The sequence below is a fragment of the Streptomyces achromogenes genome (assembly GCF_030816715.1).
GTDB lineage: Bacteria > Actinomycetota > Actinomycetes > Streptomycetales > Streptomycetaceae > Streptomyces > Streptomyces achromogenes_A.
Genome location: NZ_JAUSYH010000001.1, coordinates 614,763 through 630,684 on the forward strand (window position 1 = coordinate 614,763; position 15,922 = coordinate 630,684).

14 protein-coding genes and 1 pseudogene are annotated in these 15,922 nt (G+C 72.2%); 12 read left to right on the plus strand and 3 right to left on the minus strand.

All coding sequences use genetic code 11. The features are described 5' to 3' along the window. Positions 1 to 897: an alpha/beta hydrolase gene (locus QF032_RS02755; RefSeq protein WP_307054727.1), complete on the minus strand. Its 897-nt coding sequence runs from the start codon at positions 895 to 897 to the stop codon at positions 1 to 3. A 416-nt stretch (positions 898 to 1,313) separates the two neighbouring features. Here QF032_RS02755 and QF032_RS02760 point away from each other — a divergent pair, with 416 nt between their 5' ends. The 9 genes and pseudogenes from QF032_RS02760 (at position 1,314) to QF032_RS02800 (ending at position 8,774) form a co-directional block, all read left to right on the plus strand. Beyond that, the gene (locus QF032_RS02760; protein ID WP_107448471.1) at positions 1,314 to 1,688 is read left to right on the plus strand and encodes a hypothetical protein; all 375 of its coding nucleotides are present in this window, start codon (positions 1,314 to 1,316) and stop codon (positions 1,686 to 1,688) included. 230 nt (positions 1,689 to 1,918) lie between these two features. Then, positions 1,919 to 2,314 carry an ArsR/SmtB family transcription factor gene (locus QF032_RS02765; protein ID WP_306955191.1) on the plus strand — a complete coding sequence of 132 codons (396 nt, stop codon included), beginning with the start codon at positions 1,919 to 1,921 and terminating at the stop codon, positions 2,312 to 2,314. Positions 2,315 to 2,629: 315 nt separating this feature from the next. After that, a complete protein-coding gene (locus tag QF032_RS02770) occupies positions 2,630 to 3,097 on the plus strand; it encodes a hypothetical protein (protein WP_306955189.1) in 468 nt (155 codons plus the stop codon). A 363-nt stretch (positions 3,098 to 3,460) separates the two neighbouring features. Then, positions 3,461 to 4,879, plus strand: coding sequence for an ATP-binding protein (locus tag QF032_RS02775; RefSeq protein ID WP_307054729.1), 1,419 nt, complete (start codon positions 3,461 to 3,463; stop codon positions 4,877 to 4,879). Then, entirely contained in the window at positions 4,876 to 5,298 is a 423-nt protein-coding gene (locus QF032_RS02780) for a roadblock/LC7 domain-containing protein (protein WP_307054731.1), read from the plus strand. The genes QF032_RS02775 and QF032_RS02780 overlap by 4 nt, the downstream gene beginning before the upstream one ends. After that, the gene (locus QF032_RS02785) at positions 5,295 to 5,660 is read left to right on the plus strand and encodes a DUF742 domain-containing protein (RefSeq protein WP_306955184.1); all 366 of its coding nucleotides are present in this window, start codon (positions 5,295 to 5,297) and stop codon (positions 5,658 to 5,660) included. Before QF032_RS02780 ends, QF032_RS02785 begins: the two co-directional genes overlap by 4 nt. Next, a complete protein-coding gene (locus QF032_RS02790) occupies positions 5,629 to 6,279 on the plus strand; it encodes a GTP-binding protein (protein ID WP_307054733.1) in 651 nt (216 codons plus the stop codon). The genes QF032_RS02785 and QF032_RS02790 overlap by 32 nt, the downstream gene beginning before the upstream one ends. Beyond that, positions 6,276 to 7,545, plus strand: a pseudogene (locus QF032_RS02795) (cytochrome P450). The gene QF032_RS02790 and the pseudogene QF032_RS02795 overlap by 4 nt, the downstream one beginning before the upstream one ends. After that, positions 7,542 to 8,774, plus strand: coding sequence for a cytochrome P450 family protein (locus QF032_RS02800; RefSeq protein WP_307054735.1), 1,233 nt, complete (start codon positions 7,542 to 7,544; stop codon positions 8,772 to 8,774). The pseudogene QF032_RS02795 and the gene QF032_RS02800 overlap by 4 nt, the downstream one beginning before the upstream one ends. Positions 8,775 to 8,893: 119 nt before the next feature. Here QF032_RS02800 and QF032_RS02805 read toward each other — a convergent pair whose 3' ends face one another. Further along, on the minus strand, positions 8,894 to 10,429 hold the full coding sequence (locus QF032_RS02805) for a PucR family transcriptional regulator (RefSeq protein ID WP_307039662.1): 1,536 nt from the start codon (positions 10,427 to 10,429) through the stop codon (positions 8,894 to 8,896). Between the two features lie 147 nt (positions 10,430 to 10,576). On the opposite strand from QF032_RS02805, the gene QF032_RS02810 reads away from it, so the two are divergent. The 3 genes from QF032_RS02810 to QF032_RS02820 all read left to right on the plus strand — a co-directional run bounded on the left by QF032_RS02810 (position 10,577) and on the right by QF032_RS02820 (position 13,412). Continuing rightward, positions 10,577 to 11,197, plus strand: coding sequence for an L-threonylcarbamoyladenylate synthase (locus QF032_RS02810; RefSeq protein WP_307039664.1), 621 nt, complete (start codon positions 10,577 to 10,579; stop codon positions 11,195 to 11,197). A 117-nt stretch (positions 11,198 to 11,314) separates the two neighbouring features. Next, a complete protein-coding gene (locus QF032_RS02815; protein WP_307054737.1) occupies positions 11,315 to 12,070 on the plus strand; it encodes a dienelactone hydrolase family protein in 756 nt (251 codons plus the stop codon). Between the two features lie 112 nt (positions 12,071 to 12,182). Next, complete coding sequence (locus tag QF032_RS02820; RefSeq protein ID WP_373430281.1) at positions 12,183 to 13,412, plus strand: glycoside hydrolase family 64 protein; 1,230 nt, start codon at positions 12,183 to 12,185, stop codon at positions 13,410 to 13,412. A 65-nt stretch (positions 13,413 to 13,477) separates the two neighbouring features. On the opposite strand, the gene QF032_RS02825 is transcribed toward QF032_RS02820, so the two are convergent. Then, the gene (locus QF032_RS02825) at positions 13,478 to 15,877 is read right to left on the minus strand and encodes a M4 family metallopeptidase (RefSeq protein WP_307054741.1); all 2,400 of its coding nucleotides are present in this window, start codon (positions 15,875 to 15,877) and stop codon (positions 13,478 to 13,480) included. Positions 15,878 to 15,922 lie beyond the last annotated feature (45 nt).

Consider the following 15,922-nt stretch of genomic DNA (forward strand, 5'->3'; position numbering starts at 1 on the left):
TCAGCCGGCGGCCAGCGCCGAGCGCAGCGTGGCGGCCATCAGCGCGATGGCCTCCTTCGCGGCCGGCACGGGGCCCGTGTGGGTGAAGTAGTGGTCGACGTCCGCGAACACGCGGTGGGTGACGGGCACCCCGGCGGCCTCCAGGGCCTTGGCGTAGGCGTCGCCCTCGTCGCGGAGACGGTCGTTCTCCGCGACGACGACCAGGGCGGGCGGCAGGCCGGCGAGGTCGTCGGCCAGGCCCGGCGAGACGAGCGGGTCGGCGCGATCGGCGGGGTCGGGCACATAGGCGCCGGTGAACGCGCGCATGAGCCACGGGGTGAGCAGCGGCTTGGCCGTGCGGGCGGTCTTGGCCGCCGGGTCGGTGACCATGTCGAGCGGCGCGGAGTCGATGATCTGCAGACGCGGTGAGAAGGCGCCGCGGTCCCGGGCCGTGCGGCACACCGCGGCGGCCAGGTTGGCGCCGGCGCTGTGCCCGCCGACGGCCAGCCGGGATCCGTCCCAGCCGTGCTCCCCGCCGTTCGCGGCGACCCACGCGGTCACGTCGTAGGCCTGGGTGACGGCGGCGGGGAAGGGATGCTGCGGAGCGACGGCGTAGTCGACGTTGACCACGACGCAGCCCGCAGTGGCGGCTATGCGGCGGCACAGATGGTCGTCCTGCTCCGCCCGCGCCACGACGAAGCCGCCGCCGTGGAAGTTGACGTAGACGGGGGCCGGCGGGCCGGCCACGGCCGGTGGCAGGTAGACGGTGCAGGCCACCGGCCCCGCGCCGGTCTCCACCCGGAGCGTCCGCGTGTTCTTGGGCACGTCCGAGAAACGCAGATCCGGGTGCACGCGGGACATCGTCCCGCCGAGCAGCAGTTGGACGGCCCTGGCCTGGACACGGGGGCTGAGCGGCATGGTAGGTCCCGTTCTCGCGGTGGGGAATCGGCGGTCGACGACTCCGATCGACAGGATTCCTGTTAATGGAGGTACATCCTGCACCCGGGCGTGCGTGAGCGCCACCCTCCGGGCGGCGGAAGCGCAGCGCGGACCCCCGGCAGCCGTCGCGACCGGCCTCCGATCGGTCCTGGACCGGCCTCCGATCGGCCTCCGCCCGGCCTTCGTCCGGCGTCGGGTCCGCGTTCCCACCACTCACCGGCCAACCGTTCAATTGCCTTGCCCACGCGGTCAATTGCGTGCAGATACCTTCGCGTTGCGAAGCCACTTGGGCCAGTCCCGGAGCACGTCACCCGGTAGGGGGACGACCTTCGTACGGTCGGTTCACCAGTGGAGCCGGAGGAGCCCGGACCCGCGCAACCGGCAGGAGGAGCGCCATGGCGAACGTGGAGATCTCGATGAAGGAGACGATGACCGCGATCGAGGGGGCATTGGGGGTCGCCGTCGTGGACTACACCAGCGGCATGGCACTCGGCACGCTCGGCGGAGGCAAGGATCTCGACCTGACCGTCGCCGCGGCCGGGAACACCGACGTGATCCGGGCCAAGGTGCGCACCATGGAGCACCTGGGGCTCAAGGGCGAGATCGAGGACGTCCTGATCACCCTCGCGAACCAGTACCACCTCATCCGGCTGCTCAAGGGCCGAGGCGGCAGCGGCCTGTTCATGTACCTGGTGCTGGACCGCGAACGGTCCAACCTGGCGATGGCCCGCCACCAGCTCAAGCGGATCGAGGCCGAGCTCGAGGTCTAGGCGGCCGGACGCCCGGACCTCACGGGCGGACGGCCGCGGCTTCGCACACCCTCGACTTGAAGATGTCTTCATCTCGGCACTTCCAGATCAGCGCATCACACGGGTGTGCGGAGCCGGCAACCACCAGGATCGAGGCGCGGCACGTCGCGCGCGGCGGCGCACGGAAACCGGGCGGCCGCCGCGCCCTTCGAGACCCCACCCCACCGAACACGGCAGGGAGCGAGCGACCCATGCAGGTTCCCCTCTACCAGGCCAAGGCCGAGTTCTTCCGCATGCTCGGACATCCCGTGCGGATCAGGGTCCTCGAACTCCTGCAGGGCGGTCCCGTCGCCGTGCGGGACCTGCTCGCCGAGATCGAGATCGAACCCTCCAGCCTGTCCCAGCAACTGGCGGTGCTGCGCCGGTCGGGGATCGTCGTGTCGATCCGGGAGGGCTCGACCGTCAGCTACGCGCTGGCGGGCGGCGACGTGGCCGAACTGCTGCGGGCCGCACGCCGCATCCTCACCGAACTCCTGGCAGGGCAGAACGAGTTGCTGGCCGAGCTGCGCCAGTCGGAACAGCCGCTGCCGATCCCCCACAGCCGTGCGGGGCTGCCCGTCCCGCAGAGCGGCGCCGGACGGACGTGACGAACGCGCCGGACGTGACGGCCCGGACGGCCAGGCCTTCCTGGACGCACTGCCCGCACTGAACGCACGACACGCACGACACGCACGACACGCACTGGACATGAAGGAACCCGAGGCGTCCGGCTGCCGGCCGAAGGAGCCGGGCCGTCCCGGAGCCCGCCGAACAGCAGCGCGGGACTCGAACGAAACAGACCGAAACGCCAGGGTCCGCCACCCCTTCCGCCACGTAGAAATATCTACAAGCATGCATATGCCGGGCGGCATGCGGTCGCCGGTGGAGTCGTACGGAGCCGACATGAGCGATGCGATGCCGACATGATCGATGCGATGTGGATGCGCGGCGTGGAGTGGCTCGCCGCCGCCGCGACGGATCCGCGGTCGTGCAAGCGGGAATGGGACCAGGGCGACGGGATCACGCTGTTGGAGGCGGGCCGTTACTGGGACGTACTGAGCGTGCCCGACCGGCTGGGGCTGCTGACCCTGGACCTGCTGTGGCAGGCCTCGCGGCCCACGCCGGGGCCCACGCTCGTGGACACCGCCGCCCACCGTGTGGGCTTCTTCCTGCCGCCCGACCCCGGCAGCCGCTGGATCGGTGCCGGACTGCGGCACGCCGGCCGGGGCTCCTGGGTCGCGGTGCCGCCGCCCTACCGGGCCGCCCGGTTCCTGGAGTGGCTGGTCCCGCCGGACGGCAGCGGTGCGCTGCACACGCCGGCCACCCTGGAGCTGGCGCTGCGTCAGGCCAACGGCACACTGGCCGTGCTGCGGCCGGTGTGCGGGCCGTAGCACGTCACGTCCTCGGCGTCCCGGCGTCGTCCCGTCACGGACGACGCCGGATCCGGGCCGAGGCCACCACCGCACGTCGGAACCGGCGGGCACGGTGCGCCCTCGGGCCCGCCACCGCCCGACGGGACGGGCGTTGACGCTCGACGACCGCTGCCTTGCGGGCCAACTCCAGCACGACGTACGGCAATTCCGACAGTCGACGCAGAAGCGAACAGATGCCGGGCACTTTGGGCGCGAAGTCTCGCTCAACCGTGCGGGATCGATCAATGACGGTGTGTACTGTGCTGCGAGTGCCCGTTCGGACACCGAACGCGCCCCCTGCCACGCGACCGACGACGCCCGACCCCCCACTGGACCGAATCGATGATCGAATTGCCGGACCTGGTGACCGGCGGCCTGACCGCCGGCACACTGTCCGCGCTCGCCCTGGCCGGCGGCCTGCTGCGCGCACGGCGGCGGCAGACCCGACAGCGCGCGGAGATCGCCGCGCTGCGCACCCGACTCGACGGCTCCCTCAAGGCGTTCACGGCGGAGGTGGAGCACCTGGCGAGCCGCCGCGTGCCCGCCGCCGCCCGTCGGGTCGCCCATCCGCACGTCGCCGTGCCGGGCCCGCTCCAGCCGCTCACCGTCGGCACCCCTCTGGGCATCGCCCTGGAGAACGTGGTGCTGGCGCTGCAGGCCGAGACGGCCGCCCAGCGCACGTCCGTCGACGCCGCGGCACAGGCCGGGATGCGCGGCGCCGTCCGGGAGATCCAAGCCGCCCTGTACCGGCTGCAGGACGCCCTGCGCGGACTTCAACAGCGCTACGACGACCCGGAGTTGGCCCAGACCCTGTTCCGTCTCGACCACGAGAACGAACAGTCGCTGCGGCGCGCCCAGGTCACCGCCGTGGTGTGCGGCGCCTGGGTCGGGCTGGCCCGTGAGGAGTCCCACCTGGTGGACGCGGTGACCGGCGGCCAGGCCCGGCTCGCCGGCTACCACCGGGTCCAGGTCCACAACCACCTCGAGCCCGGCACCGCCCTGGTCTCGCACGCCGTCGAGCCGGTCGCCATCATCGTCGCCGAGCTGCTCGACAACGCTCTGCGGCACTCCGCCCCGGACACCGACGTCGTGGTCAGCCTGGAGCACGTGCACCACGGTGTGTGCGTCACCATCGACGACGCGGGCCTCGGCATGACCCTGGACGAACGCGAGCGCGCACAGCGGCTGGTGGCAGGCGACGAGCCCATCCTGCTGACCGAGCTCGGCGACCCGCCCCGGATGGGGCTGGCCGCGATCGGCCGGCTGACCCGCCAGTTCGACCTGGGCGTGGACGTCTCCTCGACCTCCCCGTACGGCGGTGTGCGGGCGGTGCTGCGGGTCGAGACCCACCTCCTGAGCCACCTCGACCCGGCCGACCGGCCGCCGGCCGCGAGCGCGCCGCGCACGACGCGCACCGCGCGCAAAGCCTTCCCCGACCCTCCCGGCCCCTCCCACGCGTACGGCGCCGAGACCGGCGCGCCGGAGACGGCGACGGGACATCACGAGCCGCGGGACGAGGACGACGGCCTGCCGCAGCGCAGACGCCGCACCCGGCCCGCGACGCCGGCACCGGCGCCGGCCCGGGCCGCGGAGCGTCGTCCGGCGCGCAGCCCGGAGGAGGCCGCCGCCGCGCTCGGCGCACTGCAGTCCGGCACGGCGGCGGCCCGCGCCGCCGTGGCGAACACCGGTGCGGGCGCCTCGGGGGAGACGCCCGCCGACCACATCGACCAGACCGACGACGAAGAGGGAGCGGCCCGATGACCAGCCGCAACACGGGTGACACGGCATGGGTGCTGGAACCGGTCCTGCAGGTGCCGCACGTGGTGGCCGCCGTCATGCTGACCCGGGACGGGCTCGTGACCGGATACACCGACGCCCTGTCCCAACCGTCGGCCGAGCGGGTGGCCGCCATCACCAGCACCGTGCAGGGCGCCTGCCGGACCGCGGCGGCCGCCTTCGCCGACCGTGACACGTCCGACGTACGGCAGATCGTCATCGAGTCGGATCACGGATACGTGCTGATCGTGCCGACCGACCACGGCACCTGTGTGGCCGCCTACGGCGACGGCGAGGTGCGGCTGGACCTGCTGGCGCACCGGGTGCACTCCCAGGTGGCCCGACTGGGCGGGAAGGCGATGACAGCCCCGTCCCGAGGAGCCGACGACAACCCGCCGGCATGACCGGTCGCCCGGCCGGCCGCCCTCTGGTCCCCGCGTATCTGTCGACCGGCGGCGTGGCCCGGCCCAGCCGCCCCCACCTGGAGCGGCTGTCGGTGCTCGCCCGCACCGACACACCACCGCCCGCCGGGCTCCCCGCCGCCGAACTCGCCCTGCTGGACACCCTGGAGGACGGCTCCCTGGCGGTGGTGGAGGCGGCGGCGCTGCTCAGACTGCCGTTCTCGGCGGTGCGGGTGCTGGCGGCCGGTCTCGTCGACCGGGACCTGGTCCTCGCCCGTGCGCCGATCCCGCCCGCCGAACGGTTCGACCCCGACCTGCTGAAGAGAGTGGCCGATGGCCTCCGCGCCCTCAGACTCCGCGCCTAGCGCCTGCCGCGAAACACTCCCCGGCGCCGGCGGACCAGGTTCCGTCCACCTGCCCGACACAGCCCGCGACCTGGTGAAGATCCTGGTGGCGGGGCCGTTCGGCGTGGGCAAGACGACCCTGATCGACTCGGTCTCCGAGATCCGCCCGCTGCACACCGAGGAACCCCTCTCCGAGGCGTCCGCTCAGGTGGACGACCTGGACGGGGTGCGGGAGAAGGCGACGACCACCGTCGCCATCGACTTCGGCCGGATCAGCCTGCCCGGCGACGTCGTGCTGTACCTGTTCGGCACGCCCGGACAGGAGCGTTTCCGGAGCCTGTGGGACGACATCGCCTACGGGGCGCTGGGGGCGCTCGTGCTGGTCGACAGCCGCCGCCTCGACGCCTCGTTCGACGTGCTGGGGCTGGTGGAGGAGAGCGGGCTGCCGTACGCGGTCGCCTTCAACGCCTTCCCCGACGCGCCCCGCCACCACGGCGAGGAGCGGCTGCGCCGGGCGCTGGACCTGGAGCCCACGACACCACTGGTCACCTGTGACGCCCGGGACGCCGGCTCCTCGATCGACGCGCTGCTCGCGCTCGTGGACCATCTGATCGGCCGTGACCCCGTGGAGGCCCGGTGACCGCCCGTACCCCGGACCGGATCGACTTCGCCCGCTCCGTGCCCGTGCGACTGTGGGAGGACGGCTTCGCGCCCGATCCGCAGCGCTACTACGCCGCGCTCCGCGCGCAAGGACCCGTCGGCTGGGCCGAGTTGGCACCGGGGATACCGGCGTACGTGGTCACCGACCGGCGGGCGGCGCTGGACGTCCTGCACGACCAGGAGACCTTCTCGCACGACCCGAGGGCGTGGGAGGCGACGGTCCCCGACGACGCGCCGGTGCTGGGCATGATGCGGTGGCGGCCCAACGCCCTGTTCGCCGACGGCCCCGCGCACCTGCGCTACCGGTCCACTCTCATCGACGTCTTCGACCTGGTGGAACCGCACGACCTGCGCGGGCGGGTGCACCGGGCGGTGCGGCTGCTGGCCGAGCGCATGGGCCCACGCGGCGAGGCCGACCTCGTGGCGGACTTCGCGCGCCCGCTGCTGGCGCTGGTGCTCAACGACCTGTTCGGGCTGCCGGACAGCCAGGGCGAACGGCTCAACGAGGGCCTGGGCAAGATGATGGAGGGCGGCGCGCAGGCCGCCGAAGGCGAGGCGCAGTACGCCCGGTACGTGCTGGAGCTCATCGCCGCGAAGGCCGAGAAGCCCGGCGACGACCTGCCCAGCCGGCTGCTGGAGCACCCGGCCGGACTGACCCGTGAGGAGGTCACCTGGCAGGTGTTCCTCACTCTCGGCGCGGGGTACGAGCCGACCGCGAACCTGCTCTCCAACACGCTGTCTAGGGTGCTGGGCAACCCGGCGTACTACTCCACGCTCACCAGCGGCGCCCGGCCGGTCATGGACGCGGTGGTGGAGGTGCTGCACCACGAGACGCCGCTGGCGAACTACGGCATCTACTACGCGCGCAGGCCGGTGGCCTTCCACGGGGTGTGGCTGCGCGACGCGGTCCCGGTGGTGGTGTCGTACGGGGCGCTGGGGCTCCCCCCACGGCACGGACGGCGCCCCGGCCGGTGAACGGACGGCGTCCGGCGGCCGGCATCCGCACGACGCCTCGCACCTGTCGTGGGGCGCCGGACCGCACGCCTGCCCGGTCAGACAGCACACCCTGCTGCTCGTCACCGAGGCGATCGAGCGGCTCACCCAGTGGCTGCCGGACCTCGACCCCGTCGTGCCCCGTGACCGGCTCGCCTGGCGGCCGGGGCCGTTCCACCGGTCGCTGACGGCGCTGCCCGTGCGCTTCAGCCCCCGCTCCCCCGCTTCCGACCCCTCAGGAGTCCGTTCGTGACCGTGACCGACCGCATCGTCCTCGACCCGTTCGGCGCCGACGTGCACGGCGAGAGCGCCCGGCTGCGCGCCCTCGGCCCGATCGTGCCCGTCGAGCTGCCCGGCGGCATCCCCGCGTGGGCGCCCACGGGGTACGACACCCTCAAGGCGCTGATCCTGGACCCGCAGGTCAGCAAGGATCCGCGGCGGCACTGGCGGCAGTGGCCGGAACTGGGCGAACACCCGTCCTGGGGTTGGATCCTCGGCTGGGTCGGCGTCGTCAACATGCTCTCCACGTACGGCGCCGACCACGCCCGGCTGCGCAAGCTGGTCGCGCCGAGCTTCACCCACCGGCGCACCGAGTCGCTGCGTGAGCGGGTGGAGGCGATCACCGGCGAGCTGCTCGACTCGCTGGAGGAGCGCGCCGGGAACGGCGGCGCCGTCGATCTGAAGGCCGAGTTCGCGCATCCGCTGCCGATGCGGATCATCTGCGAACTCTTCGGTGTACCCGAGGAGTTGCAAGGCGCCACCGGTCGGCTCATCGCGGCGATCATGGACACCTCCGATCCGAGCCCGGAGCACGCCGCGTTCGTGCAGGAGCAGATCGGCACGGTGCTGGGCTCGCTCATCGCCCACAAGAGCGAGCACCCCGGCGACGACATGACGACCGAGCTGATCCGGGTGCGCGACGAGGAAGGCGACCGGCTCAGCGACGAGGAACTGCTGTACACGCTGCTCCTCGTCATCGGCGCCGGCTTCGAGACGACGGTGAACCTCATCGGCAACGCGGTGGTGGCGCTGCTGCGCCGGCCGGAGCAACTGGCGGCGGTACGGCGGGGCGAGATCGGCTGGGACGCCGTCGTGGACGAGACGCTGCGGCTGTATCCGTCGATCGCCACGCTGCCGCTGCGGTTCGCCGTGAGCGACCTGAAGGTGGGCGACGTGACGATCCCGGCCGGGGACGCCATCATCACGACGTACGCGGCGGCCAACGTGGACCCGGTCCGGTACGGGCCGGACGCGGGGACGTTCGACGCGGCGCGCGCGGCGGACGACCATCTGGCCTTCGGCATCGGGGTGCACCGGTGCATCGGCTCCCCGCTGGCCCGGATGGAGGCGCTCACGGCGCTGCCCGCGCTCTTCGACCGGTTCCCCGGACTGCGGCTGGAGGAGGCGGAGGGTGAGCTCCGGCAGGTGTCGTCGTTCATCGCGAGCGGCTGGCAGGAGATCCCCGTCCGGCTGCGGGGCTGACACCGCCGCGGGGTGCGACCGGACCCCCGTCCCGGTCGTACCCCCGCGGCTCCTGAGAAAATACGGGGCGGCGGGCGGTTTGGGAATCGTGCCGATGCCCGCTCACGGGTCCGCAGGACTCACCTGTGCACAGGTGAGTCCGGATGGCCCGATTCCGCCGGATGGCCGCTTCCGTGCAGGTCGGGCAGGTCGAGGTCGCCGACGGCGACATGGGCGAGGACGACCTCGTAGAGGTCGCTGCCCGCGGCGAGCAGCTGCCGTTCGAGGACGGGTTCGGCGCTGCGGACGTGCTCGCGGACGGTCTGCGCGTGGACGCCCAGCAGGTGGGCGGCCCGCTCGGCGTTGCCGCCGGCCGCGATCCAGGACCGCAGAGTGCCTCGCAGATCCCGGCCGTCGGTGTCGAGCCGGGCCAGCAGCTCCAGCGCCCAGGAGCGCAGCGCCGGCCCGGTGAGCAGCTCGCCGAGCCGCACCGGGGCCGCCGGGGGGCCCGCGGGGTCCTCGGCGATGCCGAACCGGTGGTGGAGGGCGAGATGGACGACGGCCCGGACGGTGAGGTCGGAGAAGTCGGCGCCCAGCAGGGTCTCGACGCGCTCCATGCGGGCGCGGACCGTGTTGCGGCTGACGCCGAGCACCTTCGCCGCGCTGACGGCCGTGAACTCCAGGCCCAGCCGGGTGGTGGCGAGGAGTTCGGCGCGGGTGTGGTGCGGCAGGGTGTCCAGGGGGCGCAGCAGGCGGGTCGTCCAGGTGCGCAGCACGTCGGGGTCCATCAGCCGCTCGGGGTGGGTGCGCTCGGCGTAGGCGGCCGTCCTGTCGGGGCGGAAGCGGGCCACGGCCAGGGCGCTGACGGCCTGTCCGTAGGCGGTGGCGGTGCTGGCGAGGCTCTGCCGGGCGCTGCCGCCGAGGAACGCCTCGAAGCGGCCGCCGCACAGGGCGCGCAGCTCGGGCCCGACGGCGTCGTCCGGGACGACGACGATGACATGCCCGTCCATGGCGGGACAGCGGACGACGAGGGCCTCCTCGTGGGTCGCCGCGAGACAGGCCTCGGCGAGGCTGTCGCGTTCCTCGGGGCTGCTCTCGACGACGTACACGCAGGCGGTCTCGGTGTCGAGGAGGCGGGGCCACAGACCGGCGGCGACCCGGCGGGCGGCGACGACGTCCTCGACCATGAGCAGCTGCAGGATGGCCAGCCGGAGGTCGGCGGAGGCGCGGGCCAGACGGTGTCCGGTGGCCATGCTCTCCTGCGCTCGCAGGAGGATTTCGAGGACGTTCACGGTCTGCGTGACGATGTCGGAGGCGCGACGGTCGAAGGGGCTCGTCCGGCTCACCGTGAGCACTCCGACCGGTGCGGGCCCCAGGAGTTCGACCCGGATCAGGCGCACGTAGCGGCCCTCCCCCTCCCAGGCGGCGGAGGCGAGGCGGCCGTCGGCGATGTCCGCCGTCAGGGCCTCGTCGACGGGGGTGTGCGGTCCGGCGACCAGGACGCCGTGGCCGTCGCGCAGGGAGACGGAGGCCTCGACGGCCGCCGACAGCCACGCGACGAGCCTCGGGACATCGCGCCCGGTGGGGCGCAGATGGTCGAGGAGCGCCTGGGCCCACCCCGGTCCGGCGTCGTCCGGCGCGCCCGAGCGGAGGTTGTCGTCGTCCCGGCCGGCCATGTCGGCGCTCTCCTCGTCCTTCACGGCCCGCGGGCCGAACCAGTCATATCGGTCGGCGACGTTACCTCACCCGCGCCGAACGGGCGGGGCGGGCGGTGCGGCGGCCCTGCGGGGGCCTGCGCTGCGCGGACGGCATAAACTCAGCCAATGGCGAAGTACTACGACGTGCACCCCGACAACCCTCAGCCGCGCACCGTCTCCCAGGTCGCGGCCGCCATCCGGTCGGACGCGCTGATCGCGTACCCGACGGATTCCTGCTACGCGCTGGGATGCCGCCTCGGCAGCAAGGACGGCATCGACCGGATCCGGGCCATCCGCGAGCTGGACGAGCGGCACCACTTCACCCTCGTGTGCCAGGACTTCGCGCAGCTCGGCCAGTTCGTCCGGGTGGACAAGGACGTGTTCCGGGCGATCAAGGCGTCGACGCCCGGCAGCTACACCTTCATCCTCCCGGCGACGAAGGAGGTGCCGCGCATGCTCCAGCATCCGAAGAAGAAGACGGTGGGCGTGCGCATCCCGGACCACGTGGTCACCCAGGCGCTGCTCGCCGAGCTCGGCGACCCGCTGCTGTCCAGCACCCTGCTGCTGCCGGGCGAGGACGAGCCGATGACCCAGGGCTGGGAGATCAAGGACCGGCTCGACCACGTGGTCGACGGCGTGCTCGACTCCGGCGAGTGCGGCACCGAGCCGACGACCGTGATCGACTTCTCCGAAGGCGAGGCCCAGATCGTCCGGTACGGGGCGGGAGACGCCTCCCGGTTCGAGTAGCGGGTCCGGGCCGGGGGCGCTCGGGGGCGGATGGATGGCACGTGCAACGATGGCGCTGCCCGGTCTCACCGGGCCGAACGCACGCTCGTCGCCGTGCACCGCGCTGAGGAGCCCCCCATGACCTCCGTACAGGGAACAGCACTGGACATCCCCACCGATGACGGCGTGGCCGACGCCTATCTGGCGCACCCCGCAGACGGCGTGCCCCGGCCTGGCGTCCTGCTCTACCAGGACGCGTTCGGTCTGCGTCCACAACTGCGGGCGATGGCCGACCGGCTCGCCGAAGCCGGTTACGCGGTGCTCGTGCCCAACCTGTTCTACCGTCACGGACGCGCTCCCGTCATGGAGTTGCCCGCGTTCATCGACCCCGCCGCACGGCCGGAGATCTTCGAGACGCTGTACCCGCTCGTTCTGTCCCTCACGCCCGAGCTGATCGTCCGGGATTCCGACGCGTATCTGCGGTGGATGGAGCAGAGTCCGCTGGTCGCGGCCGGCCCGGTCGCGGTGACCGGTTACTGCATGGGCGCCCGGCTCGTCCTGGCGACCGCCGGCGCGCATCCGGACCGGGTCGCGGCGGCGGCGGGTTTCCACGGCAGCCGTCTGGTGACCGACGCCCCGGACAGCCCTCATCTCGCCGCCGGACGCATCACGGCGGAGGTCTACTTCGGCCACGCCGACGATGATCCGGGTCTGCCGCCCGAGCAGATCGAGCGCTTCGAGGAGTCCCTCACCGCGGCCGGGGTCCGGCACACCTGCGAGGTCTACGCCGGGGCCCCGCACGGTTACACGCAGGCCGACACGTCGTCGTACGACGAGGAGGCCTCGGAGCGGCACTGGGCCGCGCTGCTGGGTCTGCTGAAGCGGAACCTCTGACGCTTCGCCGATCGACCGGAACGCCCATGGCCGGGACGAGCCGTGGGCGTCCTCTTTTGCGCAATTCGTTGACATGGGCACAACCCGGTGCAACGTTGAGAGCGCTCTCAACATGGTACGGACCAACCCCCCAGGCCTACCCGCACGGAGGTGGAGAGTGCGCACAAGAATCGCCCTCGGACTGGTGGGAGCCGTCGCCCTCGTCGGCGCGCTGCTCACCCTCGGCCCGTCGGCCGGGGCCGCCGTCCCCGACACCGTCCCGCTGAAGATCACCAACAACTCGGGCCGCGCCGAACAGCTCTACGTCTACAACCTCGGCACCCTCCTCTCGACGGGCCGTCAGGGCTGGGCGGACGCGGCCGGCGGCTTCCACGCGTGGCCCGCCGGGGGCACGCCCCCCACCCCGGCGCCCGACGCCTCGATCGCCGGCCCCGCGGCAGGCGGGTCGGCCACGATCCGCATTCCCAGGTTCTCGGGGCGGATCTACTTCTCCTACGGCCACAAGCTCGACTTCAGGCTCACCACCGGCGGGCTGGTCCAGCCCGCCGTGCAGAATCCCGGCGACCCCAACCGCAACATCCTGTTCAACTGGTCGGAGTACACGCTCAACGACTCCGGACTCTGGCTGAACAGCACCCAGGTGGACATGTTCTCCGCCCCGTACGCGGTCGGCGTGCAGCGCGCCGACGGAAGCACGCTCAGCACCGGGCATCTCAAGGCGGGCGGCTTCAACGGGTTCTTCAACGCCCTGCGCGGACAGCCCGGCGGCTGGGCGAACCTCGTCCAGACCCGCTCCGACGGCACGGTCCTGCGCGCCCTCTCCCCGCTGTACGGGGTGGAGACCGGCGCCCTCCCGGCGAACGTCATGGCGGACTACGTCAACCGCGTCTGGCAGAAGTACGCCACGACGACGCTGACCGTCACCCCGTTCGCCGACCGGCCGGGTACGAAGTACTACGGCCGGGTCTCGGGCGGGGTGCTGAACTTCACCGACTCCTCCGGGGCGTTCGTGACCGGCTTCCGGAAGCCGGACGCGGCCAGCGTCTTCGGCTGCCACCGACTGCTGGACGCCCCCAACGACGCCGTGCGCGGACCGATCTCCCGCACCCTGTGCGCGGGCTTCAACCGCTCCACCCTGCTGGTGAACCCCAACCAGCCGGACACCACGACGGCCGCCTTCTACCAGGACGTGGTGACCAACCACTACGCCCGCACGATCCATGCGCAGATGGCCGACGGGAAGGCGTACGCGTTCGCCTTCGACGACGTCGGGCAGCAGGAGTCCCTCGTCCACGACGGATCGCCGCGCCAGGCCTACCTGACGCTCGACCCGTTGAGCTGAGCGGACACGCCGACGTCCCGCACACGGAGGGAGCCCGTGTGCGGGACGTCGTCAGCGGGGGCGGATCAGCCGGTGGTGACGGCGGTGTCGTCCACCACGAAGCTGGTCTGCAGCGAGGAGTCCTCGACGCCGGAGAACTTCAGCGTCACGGTGGAGCCCGCGAAGGACCCGAGGCTGAGCGACTTCTGCACGTACCCGGAGGCCGCGTTGAGGTTGGAGTACGTGGCCAGCGTGGTGGACCCGGCGGTGACCGTCAGCTTGTCGTACTGGGTGCTGGTGTTGGTCTCGGCCGTGTCGACGTGCAGGTAGAAGGTGAAGGTGGTGTTGGTGCAGCCGCTCGGGATCGTCACCGACTGCGAGAGCGTGTCGGTGTGGGTCGAGCCGTAACCGTCGAGCCAGGCCTTGTAGGAACCCGTGCGGGCCGCCTGGCTGCTGGAGTTGGTGATGACACCGCTGGACGCCGTCCACGTGGTGTTGCCCGACTCGAAGCCCGTGTTGCCCAGCAGTTGCGTGGCGGTGCAGCCGCCGCCCGTGGCGCTGACCGTCCAGGTGAAGGACGCGGTGCCGGTGGCGCCGGTCGCGTCGGTCACCGTGACGGTGGTGCTCGAGGAACCGGCCGTGGTCGGCGTGCCGGAGATCAGACCGGTCGAGCTGTTGATCGACAGGCCGGCCGGCAACCCGGTCGCCGCGTACGTCAGGGAGCCGCTGTTGGTGCTGCTCGCCGAGATCTGCAGGCTCACCGCGGTGCCGACCGTGGCGGTCCGGCTGCCCGGGTTGGTGACCGTGACGCCCGTCGACGGGACCGTGATGTGGCTGCCGACGTTGATGCCGGCGAACGCGTTGCCCACCCCGGCGTACTGGGTGGAGCTCGAACCGTACAGCGCCGCGGCCGCGTTGAGGGCGGCGGTGCGGGCGCCCGCGTAGTTGGTGCTGGACGTCATGTACGCCGTCAGCGCCTTGTACCAGATCTGCAGTGCGGCGGTCCGGCCGATGCCCGCGACGGCGACACCGTCGGAGGTCGGGCTGTTGTAGGTCACGCCGTTGATCGTCTTGCTGCCGCTGCCCTCGGAGAGCAGGTAGAACATGTGGTTCGCCGGACCCGACGAGTAGTGCACGTCGAGGTTGCCGACACCGGAGTACCAGCTGTCGGCGGAGCCGCCGTCCTTGCTGGGCTTGTCCATGTACCGCAGCGGCGTGCCGTCGCCGTTGATGTCGATCTTCTCGCCGATGAGGTAGTCGCCCACGTCGGAGGAGTTGCTGGCGTAGAACTCGACGCCGGTGCCGAAGATGTCGGAGGTGGCCTCGTTGAGGCCGCCGGGCTCGCCGGAGTAGTTCAGTCCGGCCGTGTTCGAGGTGACGCCGTGGCTCATCTCGTGGCCGGCCACGTCCAGCGAGGTCAGCGCGTGGGTGCTGCCGGAACCGTCGCCGTACGTCATGCAGAAGCAGTCGTCGTCCCAGAAGGCGTTGACGTACGCCGTGCTGTAGTGGACGCGGGAGTAGGCGGCGACGCCGTCGTTCTTGATGCCGCTGCGCCCGAAGGTGTTCTTGTAGAAGTCCCAGGTCACCTGGGCGCCGTAGTGGGCGTCGACGCCGGCGGTCTGTGTGTTGGAGCCGGAGCCGGTGCCCCAGGTGTCGTCGGCGTCCGTCATCAACGTGCCGGTGCCGGAGGTGCCGTTGTTGAGGCTGTACGTCTTGTGCGTGCCGCGCGTGGTGTCGTTCAGCTGGTACGTCGAGCCGGACAGCGTGGTGCCGATGGAGACCGTGCCGCTGTACTGGCTGTTGCCGGTGCCGGTCTCGACGCCCTCGAACTGGGCGAGCTTCGCGCCGGTGGCGGCGTCGGTGACGACGTGCAGCTTGCTCGGGGTGCCGTCGTCCTGCAGGCCGCTGACCACGGTCTCCCAGGCGAGCTTCGGCGTGCCCTCCGCGGCCCAGACCACCTTGCGGGCGCTCTGTGCCGCCGGGGCCTTCGCGTCGAGCGCCTTGGCGGCCGTCAGGGCCTTGGCCTGCGCGGCGGCCTTGCTGTACGTCGCGGTCGTGGAGCCGACGGATACGGTACGGCGGTTGTTGTTGAAGGTCGTGCTCACGGTGCCGACGGCGAGCGAGGCCGGGGGCGTGTGCACGACGAGGTCGCCGCCGAGGACGGGCAGACCGGCGAAGGTGCGCTCGTAACGCGTGTGCACGGTGCCGTCGTTGTCCTTGACGACGTCCTTGACGACCAGTTTCTCCTGGGCGCCGAGACCGAGGGTCTCGGCGGTCTGCGTCGTCCTCGCCTCGGCGCCCCTGATCAGCGTGGCGCGCTGGGCGGGCGTCAGGTCGGCCGGCAGGGCGCCGGTGCGCACGGGACTGGGGTGGGGGGCTGCGGGCTTCGCGGCTGCCGGGACCGTCGAGACGCCGACGGCCAGGAGGGCGGCGGTGGAGAGCAGGGCCGCTCCGACCGCGGTCCGCTTGCGGGGGTTGGGTCTCACTCGTTCTCCTACTGCGGCGGCCGTGGGGAACGGCCGGTGACAGAC